Source organism: Pseudomonas sp. efr-133-TYG-103a, from assembly GCF_030209235.1.
In the GTDB taxonomy this organism is placed as follows: domain Bacteria; phylum Pseudomonadota; class Gammaproteobacteria; order Pseudomonadales; family Pseudomonadaceae; genus Aquipseudomonas.
In genome coordinates this window covers 1-11230 of sequence record NZ_JARVSK010000050.1, presented here as the reverse complement: position 1 = coordinate 11230, position 11230 = coordinate 1, and the positions used below count along the sequence as shown (strand labels likewise).

Annotated in this window: 9 protein-coding genes; 6 read left to right on the top strand and 3 right to left on the bottom strand. The window is 61.0% G+C overall.

The features are described from left to right. Nucleotides 1-687: 687 nt before the first annotated feature. The 3 genes from mmsB to QRN36_RS27390 all read right to left on the bottom strand — a co-directional run bounded on the left by mmsB (nucleotide 688) and on the right by QRN36_RS27390 (nucleotide 4712). Nucleotides 688-1575: a 3-hydroxyisobutyrate dehydrogenase gene (mmsB, locus tag QRN36_RS27400; protein ID WP_285426840.1), complete on the bottom strand. Its 888-nt coding sequence runs from the start codon at nucleotides 1573-1575 to the stop codon at nucleotides 688-690. A 209-nt stretch (nucleotides 1576-1784) separates the two neighbouring features. Beyond that, nucleotides 1785-3326, bottom strand: a complete 1542-nt coding sequence (locus QRN36_RS27395; protein ID WP_373568805.1) for a CoA-acylating methylmalonate-semialdehyde dehydrogenase — start codon at nucleotides 3324-3326, stop codon at nucleotides 1785-1787. Between the two features lie 54 nt (nucleotides 3327-3380). Beyond that, entirely contained in the window at nucleotides 3381-4712 is a 1332-nt protein-coding gene (locus tag QRN36_RS27390; protein WP_285426839.1) for an MFS transporter, read from the bottom strand. Between the two features lie 294 nt (nucleotides 4713-5006). Here QRN36_RS27390 and QRN36_RS27385 point away from each other — a divergent pair, with 294 nt between their 5' ends. From QRN36_RS27385 to QRN36_RS27360, 6 genes are all read left to right on the top strand, one after another. Further along, nucleotides 5007-5954 (top strand): LysR family transcriptional regulator, encoded by a 948-nt coding sequence (locus QRN36_RS27385; RefSeq protein WP_285426838.1) that lies wholly within the window; start codon nucleotides 5007-5009, stop codon nucleotides 5952-5954. Between the two features lie 273 nt (nucleotides 5955-6227). Then, nucleotides 6228-7079 carry a sugar phosphate isomerase/epimerase gene (locus tag QRN36_RS27380; protein WP_093462660.1) on the top strand — a complete coding sequence of 284 codons (852 nt, stop codon included), beginning with the start codon at nucleotides 6228-6230 and terminating at the stop codon, nucleotides 7077-7079. A gap of 13 nt (nucleotides 7080-7092) precedes the next feature. Next, on the top strand, nucleotides 7093-8172 hold the full coding sequence (locus tag QRN36_RS27375) for an isopenicillin N synthase family oxygenase (RefSeq protein ID WP_285426837.1): 1080 nt from the start codon (nucleotides 7093-7095) through the stop codon (nucleotides 8170-8172). Between the two features lie 59 nt (nucleotides 8173-8231). Beyond that, the gene (locus QRN36_RS27370; RefSeq protein ID WP_285426836.1) at nucleotides 8232-9047 is read left to right on the top strand and encodes an ABC transporter substrate-binding protein; all 816 of its coding nucleotides are present in this window, start codon (nucleotides 8232-8234) and stop codon (nucleotides 9045-9047) included. Nucleotides 9048-9210: 163 nt separating this feature from the next. Further along, nucleotides 9211-10761, top strand: a complete 1551-nt coding sequence (locus tag QRN36_RS27365) for an amino acid ABC transporter permease/ATP-binding protein (RefSeq protein WP_285426835.1) — start codon at nucleotides 9211-9213, stop codon at nucleotides 10759-10761. A gap of 53 nt (nucleotides 10762-10814) precedes the next feature. Continuing rightward, nucleotides 10815-11087 (top strand): Rho-binding antiterminator, encoded by a 273-nt coding sequence (locus QRN36_RS27360; RefSeq protein WP_285426834.1) that lies wholly within the window; start codon nucleotides 10815-10817, stop codon nucleotides 11085-11087. The last annotated feature ends 143 nt before the right edge of the window (nucleotides 11088-11230 follow it).

Sequence of the window (11230 nt, the reverse complement as noted above, 5' to 3'; positions counted from 1 at the left end):
CCCGCGATCTGGCGCGCAGCGGCAGCAGAATCGGGTAACGCGGTGCATCAGGCAGCCCCCATAGCCCCGATTCACGACGACTGTGTCGCCGATCGCGGGACAAGCCACGCTCCCACAGGTTTTGCGTCACGTCTTCGTGAGCAAACGGCCCACAGGTAGTGCTTTGACACCAATTCTGGCAACGCCACAAACCCCTTGTAGGAGCGTGGCTTGCCCGCGATCTGGCGCGAAGCGGCAGCAGATCGGACGACGCGGTGCATCAGGCAGACCGCATAGCCCGGGTTTGCGACGACTGCGTCGCCGATCGCGGGACAAGCCACGCTCCCACAGGTTTTGCGCTCGACACAAAACCTGACAACGCCACAAACCCTTGTAGGAGTGCGCTTGCCCGCGATCTGGCGCGCAGCGGCAGCAGAATCGGATGACACAGTTAGTACGCTCGACACCAATTCTGGCAACGCCACAAACCCTTGTAGGAGCGTGGCTTGCCCGCGATCTGGCGCGCAGCGGCAGCAGAATCGGGTAACGCGGTGCATCAGGCAGACCGCATAGCCCGGATTCACGACGACTGCGTCACGTCTTCGCGAGCAAGCTCACTCCCACAAGTTCTGCGTCACGTCTTCGCGAGCAAGCGGCCCACAGGTTTTGCGCCACGTCTTCGCGAGCAATCTCCCATCCTGATACCCATCAGCCCTTCTTGATGTACGCCTCGACCACCGCCGAGAAATCCTTGCCGCCATCGCCGCGTAAACTCATCGCCTGATACAACTGCTGCGCGATGGCTCCCAGAATGACGGGCTGGCGGGCGACCCTCGCCGCTTCGGTGGCGAGGCCCAGGTCCTTGAGCATCAGCTCGGCGCCGAAGCCACCGGTATACCCTCGCGAGGCCGGGGCGGTTTCGACAATCCCAGGCCACGGGTTATACATTTCCGAACTCCAGCAACGCCCGGTGGAACTGTTGATGATGTTGGCCAGAATCGCCGTGTCGATGCCCAGTCGATCCCCCAGGGCCATGGCTTCGGCAACGCCAATCATGGAAATGCCCAAGAGCATGTTGTTGCAGATTTTGGCGATCTGCCCGGTGCCGACCTCGCCGCAGTGCACGATGTTGCGCCCCATCTGCGCGAGAATGGGCTTGAGCACGGTGAAGTGCTCAAGACTGGCGCCCACCATGAACGTCAGCGTCCCGGCCTGGGCGCCACCGGTCCCGCCCGACACAGGTGCATCGCCGACGACCACGCCTTGTCTGGCCGCAGCGGCGGCGACGTCCCGAATGGTTTGTGGATCGATCGTGCTGCAATCGACGGCGGGAACGCCGGAAGCGATCCCGGCCAGCACGCCATCGTCGTTGAGGTAAACGGCCCGCACATGAGCCGCGGCGGGCAGCATGGTGATCACCAGTTCCGCGCCTTGTGCCGCGTGTTTCGGCGACTCGCTGATGCGACTGCCCAGCTCGGCGAGCTCCGCCAGCACCTGGGTGTTAAGGTCAAACAGGTGCAATTGATGACCGGCCCGAATCAGGTTCCGCGCCATAGGCGCGCCCATGTTGCCCAGACCGATGAATGCGATTTTCATGGTGTCATTCCTTTTTCAGATTTAGCTCTGCGTGTGAATCACCTTGCCCGCGCCACTGCGCCAGCCGCGTGACACCGATCGCTGTGGGGGCGAGCCTGGTCAGGGCCGCGTCCGGATGAAGACGTTTGCCCGGACACCGCCGCGCTGTCGGCTGACAGAACGATTCGCGAGCCAGCTCGCGCCTACACGATCAAGTCACAGCACCAGACTCAGCGCAAGTTGATCGTCGTGTTCACACCGTCGTTCACGCTGTCGTCGTCGAACCAACGGCTGGTGACGGTCTTGGTCTGAGTGTAGAACTGCACCACCTGTTTGCCGTACGGGCCGAGATCGCCGAGTTTGGAGCCGCGCGAGCCCGTGAAGCTGAAGAACGGAACAGGCACAGGGATGGGAATGTTGATGCCGACCTGACCGATGTCGATTTCATTCTGGAATTTACGTGCCGCTGCGCCGCTCTGGGTGAACAGGCCGACGCCGTTGCCGAACGGATTGGCGTTGACCAGCTCGATCGCCTGATCCAGCGTGTCCACCTCCAGCACGACCAGCACGGGCCCGAAGATTTCCTGAGTGTATATCTGCATCTGAGTGGTCACGCCGGTGAACAGCGTGGGGCCGACGAAATTGCCGTTTTCGTAGCCTGCGACCTTGATGTCACGGCCGTCCAGCGCCAGCGTGGCGCCCTCTTTCACGCCACTTTCGATCAGATCGAGAATCCGCTGTCTGGCGCGCCGGGAGATGACCGGTCCGACGTCGGTGCCAGGCTCGCTGCCTGCATTGACCTTGAGCTTCTGCGCCAGCGCCTTGAGGTCGGGAATCCACTGTTTCGACGCCCCGACCATCACCACCACCGACGTTGCCATGCAGCGCTGGCCAGCGGCGCCGAAACCTGCGCCCACCAGCGCGTTGAGGGTCTGCTCGCGATTGGCATCGGGCAGGACGACCGCGTGGTTCTTGGCGCCCATCATCGATTGCACGCGCTTGCCATGCCGACCGGCCAGTTCATACACGTGGGTGCCGACAGCGGTCGAACCGACGAAGGAGATCGCCTTGATGTCCTTGTGCGTACAGATCGCGTCGACCACCTCCTTGCCGCCATGAACCACGTTGAGCACGCCGGCGGGCACACCCGCTTCCACCGCCAGCTCCACCAGCAACATGGTCGACATCGGATCCTGCTCTGACGGTTTGAGCACGAAGGTGTTGCCGCACGCAATGGCCATCGGAAACATCCACAGCGGAATCATCGCCGGGAAGTTGAACGGCGTGATGCCCGCGCAGACGCCGATGGGCTGGCGCAGCGTGTACGTGTCGACCCCGCCCGCCACGTTTTCGGCAAACTCACCCATCTGCAGCGTGCCGATCGAACACGCGTGCTCGACCACTTCCAGGCCGCGGAAAATGTCGCCTTCGGCATCCGCGAGGGTCTTGCCCTGCTCGGCACTGAGTACCTCGGCAATGCGTTTGGAGTGTTCGCGGATCAGCGCTTGAAGCTTGAGCATGATGCGCATGCGTGCGCCGATCGGCGTGTCGCGCCAGGTCTTGAAAGCCTTCTGCGCGGCGGCCACGGCGGCATCGACTTCAGCGCCAGTGGCGAAAGGCACTTGGGCCAGGACTTGCTGGGTCGCCGGATTGATCACATCGAGCCAATCGCCGGTCTGCGATTCAACCCACTCGCCATCGATCAGCATGTTTACGCGGGCCACGTCGGTCGTGCTCCGGGCAGGTGAAACGTTGCCAAGTGATACGTTCATTTCAGAATGCTCCATTCGAGCGGCGGCCTTGCTCGACCGCCGAAAGCTCATGATTCAGGCCGAGGGGGTGCGAACCGGATCGCGCTTCATCAGCGCGGTGCAGACCAGCGCAATCAGCGCCATTGCGATCAGGTAAGCGATCACGTAATGCGGCTCACCGCCGCCCATGGCCAGCAATTGCGTGGCGATCATCGGCGCAAAGCCGCCGCCCAATACGCCGGCCAGTTGCACCGACACCGAGATGCCGCTGTAGCGGATCTGCGCAGGGAACTGGCGGGCGAACAACAGCGATTCCGGCGCGTACAGGATCGGAAAGACCACACCGACCGCGAGCACCATCGCCCACCAGACAAGCACAGGGTCGCGGGTGCCCAGCATGGCGAAGAAGGGGTAGACAAACGCGCAGAGCAGCAACAGGCCGGCGAAATACAGACGCTTCTGCCCGACCCGGTCAGAAATGTGTCCGCACAACGGCATGGTCACCAGCGACAACGCAGCACCTGCGGTAATCGCGCCCAGCACGTCGGCGCGGGGAATTTGCAACTGGTTGGCGGCGTAAGCGAGGGCGAACGTCACCGACATATAGAACCAGGCGTTCTCGGCCGTGCGCGCACCGATGATCGTCAGGGTTTCTCTGGGGTGATCGCGAAATACCTTGAACAGTGGCACCTTGACCGAGACGTTATCCTTTTTCAATTTCTCGAAATCTGGCGATTCGGGGACCTTGAGGCGAATCAGCCAACCCACGCCCAGCAGCACGACGCTGGCCAGAAACGGGATGCGCCAGCCCCAGCTGAGCATGTCCGCTTCGGGCAGTCTGGCGACCATCGCCATCGCCAGCGAAGCCAGCACCAGTCCGGCGCCCACTCCAGTTTGCGGCAGGCTGCCATAGAAGCCTTTCTTGCCCTCGGGCGCATGCTCGACGGCCATCAGCACCGCCCCGCCCCATTCGCCTCCAACCGCCATCCCCTGCAGAAACCGCATCGCCACCAGGATGACCGCTGCCCAATAGCCAATCTGCTGATACGTGGGAATCAGGCCGATGATGATCGTGGGAATCCCCATCAGCATCAGGGTGAACAGCAGCATCGACTTGCGGCCGATCTTGTCGCCGAAGTGGCCGAACACGATGCCGCCCAACGGCCGCCCGAGAAAACCCACCGCGTAGGTGGCGAAAGCGGCGAGCACGCCGATGATAGGGTCCAGTGCGGGAAAGAAAATCTTGTTGAAAATGAGCGCGGCGGCAGTGCCGTAAAGGAAAAAGTCGTACCACTCGATGGTCGTGCCGGCCATGCTTGCGGCGCCGGCAAGCCGGTAGGATTTAGCGTGACGGGTGGCCGTGCCGGCAGCGAGTGCGCCGGTGTCCGCCGTTATAGCGTTCTTCATAAACTCCTCCGCTTATTTATTGTTGTGCAGGGTGTTATGGCGTTGGGTTGTTGCGATTTTGAGTGGGGCGCATGTCTCCGCATTTCTGATGACGGCTGTTGGAGCGCGTGCCCGCGAATGATGTCTGCCAGAAACGAATTCAGCGGCTGACATTCCCCATTCGCGGACGAACGCGCTTCACAATGCCTATGTTTTGCCGGTATCAGTGCAAGCGCTGTTGGCTTGGATTGCACCTTGCTTCGGAGTATAGATGTGCAAACTTCTAACAAGAACGCACATAAAAGCAGGTTCAACATGCAAAAAAACATCACGTCCCTGAGCGCGTTGAATTGGGATGACTTGAAGTTTTTTCTGGAGGTTGCACGCACGCGCAAAGCCAGTTCCGCAGCGAAACGCCTGGCGGTGGACTACACCACCGTGTCGCGACGGATCAGCTCACTGGAGGCCTCACTCGGCACGCTGCTGTTCGAAAAGTCGCGTAACAATGGCTTCGTGTTGACCCCTGAGGGCCAGCGTCTCTTAGGCTCGGCGGAGTCCATCGAAAAAACGCTGCACATCGCCTGCGAACAGGTTTCCGGCTCGGGCGTGGCCCTCTCAGGTCATGTGCGCATGGGCTGTACCGAAGGTTTCGGGAGCTTTTTCATCACGCCGCAGCTGAGCCACTTCACGGACCATTACCCGGCCATCTCGGTCGACATCCTGCCGCTGCCGCACTTCATCAGCCTGTCCAAGCGCGAGGCCGACATCGTCATCGCGCTTGAGCGTCCGGAACACGGCCCCTACGTGTGCTGCAAACTGTGCGACTACACCCTGCGGCTGTATGCGACCCAGAATTATCTGGACAGCCACGCGCCCATATATACGGCCGAAGACCTCGCCAATCATCCGTTCATCAGCTACGTCGATGACCTGGCGTTCAGCTCGGAACTGCTGTACCTGAGCAACCTGCTGCCTGGCGCCCAGGCCCATCTGCGCAGCACCAGCGTCATTGCTCAGTACGTCGCTGCGCTGCAGGGCCGGGCGCTGGCGATCCTGCCGTGTTTCCTCGCCGCCCAGGACCCACGCCTGCTGCCGGTATTGGAAAGCGAAGTGAACATCACGCGTCAATTCTGGATGTATTGCCGCGAAGACCTGCGCAAGCTCAAGCGGATTACCCTGCTGTGGGATTACATCCGCACAACCACCGAGCAGAACCAGGCGTTCTTGCGGGGGCAAAGCCGGGCCATGACGTTTGTCGACTGATGATTTGCAGGGTCTGGGCCGCATCACGGCAGGTCTGGACTGGCCCTCGCCGGCATAGTTTAGAAATCTCTGAACTATGCATTTGAGCTTTCCTATTCTTTCCGTTCATCGGCCGATTCTAAGATCGCCTCCAATAAAGGAGCCCGTCCAGTAGAGACACGGCCCGAAGATTGCCTTTTCTGATGTGACTGCCGCTGTACCCGTTTCGGCCCGTGTGCCGTGGCGACGCTATGTCATGTGTCAGTCGCAAGACGCAATCTTTGGGGACGTTCGATGAAACTGGAAATCTTCCGCACGATGTGGGGCTACACCGCCAGCAAGGCTCAGGCGCTGGATGAACTGCTGGAGGCCGGGTTCGACGGCATGGAAGCGCGCCTGCCACTGACGCCTGTCGAGCGGGCCGAATTCGGCGCCTTTCTGCGCGCCAACCAGCTGCCCTACATCGCGACCGTCTTCACCGCCTACGACGTCCTGCCCGAACAATCGGCCACCACGGCCGAGCATCTCACCGATCTGGAAAAGAAACTCGACTGGTCCACGGAGCTGAATCCGCGTTTCGTCAACGTGCTGGCCGGCAACGACCGCTGGCAGTTGCCCCAGCAAGTCGACTTCTTCGGCCAGGCGCTGGAGCTGGCGCGCAAACATGGGCAGACGGTCACCTTCGAAACCCACCGCGCCCGCTCGCTGTTCAACCCGTGGGTGACGCTGGAACTGATCCGTCAGTTGCCGGACCTGCGCTTCACCAGCGACATCAGCCACTGGATCGTAACGTGCGAGCGCCTGCTCGATGATCCCGAAGATGATCTGAGCGCCTTCGTCGAGCGCGTCCATCACATTCAGGCTCGCGTCGGTTACGACCAGGGCCCGCAAGTTCCGCATCCCGCCGGGCCGGAGCGCGCCCGGGAACTGGCCTTCCATCAGCAGCACTGGGAAGCAGTCTGGAAATCCCAGCAAGCGCGCGGCTACCAGGTCACGACCCTGACCCCGGAATTCGGCGCGGACGGCTATCTGCATCACTTGCCTTTCACCAATGTGCCGGTGGCCGATCTGTGGTCGCTGAACGTGTGGATGGGTCAGGCCGAGCGCGAACACTTTCAGCGCTTCACTCACACAACAAGCCGATAAGGAGCGTTTCGCCATGCCGGATCAGCCTCAAGCGACGACCCCGAAAGTCGCCAACTTCAACAGCATCCCGGTGGTCGACATCGCCGGTCTGTTCAGTGCGGACATCACCCGGCGTCAGGCCGTGGCCGATGAGCTGGGCAAGGCCGCGCGCGAGGTGGGCTTTCTGTACATCAAGAACCACGGCATCGAGCAATCGCTGATCGACGGCCTGCGTCAGGCCGCGAAAGACCTTTTCGCCCAGTCGCTGGCGTACAAGATGCAGCATTACATCGGCACGTCGCGCAGCCATAAGGGCTTCGTGCCCGAGGGCGAAGAGGTGTACGCCAAAGGCAAGCCGGATCATAAGGAGGCTTTCGACATCGGCTTCGAGGTCGGCGACGACGACCCGCTGGTGATCGCCAAAACCCCGCTGATCGGCGCCAACGAATGGCCGGACCTGCCGGGTTTCCGCCCCGCCGTCGAAGCGTATTACGCGGCCGTATTCGCGCTGGGGCGTCGGCTGTTCGACGGGTTCGCACTCGCGCTGGGGCTTGAAGAAGGCTATTTCGAGGCGATGGTGACGCGCCCTCCTTCCAAACTGCGGCTGATTCACTATCCCTTCGACGACGCCGCGCAGGACGCGCCCGGTATTGGTGCACACACCGATTATGAGTGCTTCACCATGCTGCTGGCCGACAAGCCCGGCCTTGAGGTGATGAACGATCTTGGCCAATGGATCGACGCACCACCTGTCGACGGCGCGTTTGTGGTCAACATCGGCGACATGCTTGAGGTGATGACCGCTGGTACGTTCGTTGCTACGGCTCATCGGGTACGCACCGTCAGCGAAGAGCGCTATTCATTTCCGCTCTTCTTCGCCTGTGACTTCCACACCCAGATCAAGCCATTGCCTGCCTTTGTAAACGAGGGGGTCGGCAATGGAAGCACCGAATACGAAGCGATCACCATCGGCGAACACATGTTCGGCCAGGCGCTGCAGACCTATCAATACCTGCGGCGCAAGGTCGAGAGCGGCGAGCTCAAGCTGTACGAAAAGGCGCGCAAGCCATCGAGCTTCGGCCACTTGAAGAATCAGGCACAGGACGCGTCCTGATGCTCAACAAGCTGTCAACACACACCGTGCCTTACCTTCCTGACGTGGAGTCACCGACGATGCGCAACACTTTGAACACTGCTGTCCGCTTGACCGTTCTGGCCAGTGCCGTGCTTGGCGCGAGCGTTTTCGGGACATTGGCTCACGCCGCCACCACCGTGACACCCGGCCAGTTCAAAGTCGGCATGGAAATCACCTATCCGCCGTTTGAATCCTACGACGAGAAGAAAAACGTCGTCGGTGCCGACCCGGACCTGTCGCGCCTGCTGGCCAAGCACATGGACCTCAAGCCAGAGTTCGTCGACACCAAATTCTCCAGCCTGATCCTGAGCCTCAACGCCGGTCACTACGATGCCATCATCTCCGGGATGTACATCACGCCCGAGCGTCAGACCCAGGCGCAAACCATCGCCTACGCCAAGACCGGCGCCGCGATCATGGTGCTCAAGGACAGCCCCGTTAAACCCAAGGTGCCGGAGGACCTCTGCGGACTGAAAGTCGGTCTGGAAAAAGGCACCACCTGGGTCGCCCAGTTCAACAAGCTGTCCACCGAATATTGCGTGCCGAACAACAAGGGCGCGATCTCGGTGAGTGAGTTCCCGTCCGCCCCTGAAGTGACCCAGGCGCTGCTCTCCGGCAACGTTCAGGCGCAAGTGGAGATCGACGGCGCCGCCGGCATGATCGCCGAGCGCACCAAAGGCCGCGTGGTGGTCAGCACCGAGCACTCGATCTACCAGCAGACCCTGGGCATCTACGTGAAGAAAGGCAACGACGAGCTGTATCAGGCACTGCTCAAAGCCTTCGAAGAAACCAAGAAATCCGGTGAATATGCAGCGCTGCTGAAGAAGTACAACCTGGAAGAGCCGAGCAATTAAGGGCTGACGCTTAACCCCTGTAGGAGTGAGCTTGCTCGCGATGGCGCTTGGTCAGACATATCAATGTTGACTGATTCAACGCCATCGCGAGCAAGCTCACTCCTACAGAAATCGCCCTGGATAGAGATTTCCCCGCTGGGCCCGGCCCCGCTGAGGTGTGTGTATGCAATTCGAATGGTCCTACTTTTTTTCTCTGTTCTCGGTCTCGGACTTCTGGGAATCCTGCATCACCGTCATCGAGCTCAGTGCGCTGGGCTGGTTCATCGGCATGCTGTTGGGGTTTCTGCTGGCCTCGGCCAAGCTGTCGACCGCGCGCTGGATCAGCGTGCCTGCGTCCATTTATATCTGGTTCTTCCGCAGCGTTCCGTTGCTGGTGCTGGTGGTATTCACTTACAACCTGCCGCAGATGTTTCCGATTACTCGCGACGTGCTGTCGAACCCGTTCTATTCCGGCCTGCTGGCGTTGGTGGTCACTGAAGCGGCCTACATGGCGGAAATCCACCGGGGCGGGCTGATTTCGGTCGCCAAGGGCCAGAAAGAAGCAGGCCGGGCGTTGGGCGTAGGCCTGATCGGCATGCAGCGTCTGATCGTGATCCCACAGGCGTTCCGTATTTCCCTGCCGACCCTCATCAATGAATACATCACCGTGGTGAAACTGACCTCGCTGGTGTCAGTGATTTCCCTGACCGAGTTGCTCACCGTTGGCCAGCGCCTGTATGCGCAAAACTTCCTGGTCATGGAAACGCTGTCGGCGGTCGCGGTGTATTACGTGATGATCGTGACCGTGTTCGGCTGGCTGTTTCACTGGCTCGAACAGCACCTGGAACTGAATAACCGCAAGCCACAGACGCTGGATGACGCGGCCCTCACACGCTTGCGCACAAGCCTGGTGGCGCAGCCGGCCAAAGTGCGTCAGGCCGATACCGGCCCAGGTTCAGCCCCGGCCTTGCAGCTGGTGAACATCCATAAACGTTACGGGCAGCATGAAGTGCTCAAGGGCATCAATCTGGACGTGAACGCTGGCGAGGTGATTTCCATCATCGGCCCGTCTGGCTCCGGCAAGACTTCCTTGATTCGCACCATCAACAGCCTGGAAACCATCGACAAGGGCGAGATCATCCTTTTCGGTGAGGGGTTCATCCACGCCGGCGACAGCCCGAACGCCCCGCAGATCCGCCGTGGCGTGCAACGCATCGGGATGGTCTTCCAGAACTTCAACCTGTTTCCCCATCGCACCATTCTCGACAACGTGACCCTGGCGCCGCGCTATCACGGCCGCGACAAAGGCATCAGCGAACAACGCGCCTACGCGCTGCTCGACAAGGTCGGCCTGCTGGCGCACGCGCAGAAATATCCGCATCAACTCTCGGGCGGCCAGCAACAACGCGTGGCGATCGCGCGTGCCTTGGCGATGGATCCGCAGATCATGCTGTTCGACGAACCCACCTCCGCGCTGGACCCTGAGCTGGTGGGCGACGTGCTGAAGGTCATCGGCGACCTGGCGAAAGAAGGCATGACCATGCTCATCGTCACCCACGAAATGGACTTCGCCTTGTCGATCTCCGATCGAGTGATTTTCATGGAGAACGGCGTCGTGCAAGTCGACGCGGCGCCGCAGACCATCCTCGCCGATCAGTGCGGCGAGCGGGTGCGCAAGTTCATGGGCCTGGACGGCACACTCAATCAGCCGGCGCCCGTGCGCAAGGAGGCCTGAGCGACTATCGTGGAGCATTCACGATATAAGCATCTTGCCGCCGGGAGTCTGAAATGGACCGTTATCAACCGCTCAACTGCGATCTCTATGATTACCTTGAGATCGCCTGCATGCACGGCTATCGGCTGAACGTCGAGCTGGTCGACGGCACGACCTTCGAGGCTCGGCCGACCACCACCCGAACGGCGCCGAGCAAGGAAGAATTCCTGCAATTCGCCGACGGTCTCGACGAGGTACGCCTCGACCAACTGGCCGCCATCACCCCGCTGAATGAAGGCGCCAGCTTCGGGCGTGTCGAGTTGGGCAATGCGTTTTGCTCAACCTGAACGCACAACTTCAGAACACCTCAATCCCTGCAGGAGCGAGCTTGCTCGCGATCGGCGACGCAGTCGTCGTAAACCGGGGCTATGCGGCCTGCCTGATGCGCCGCGTCATCCGATTCTGCTGCCGCTGCGCGCCAGATCGCGGG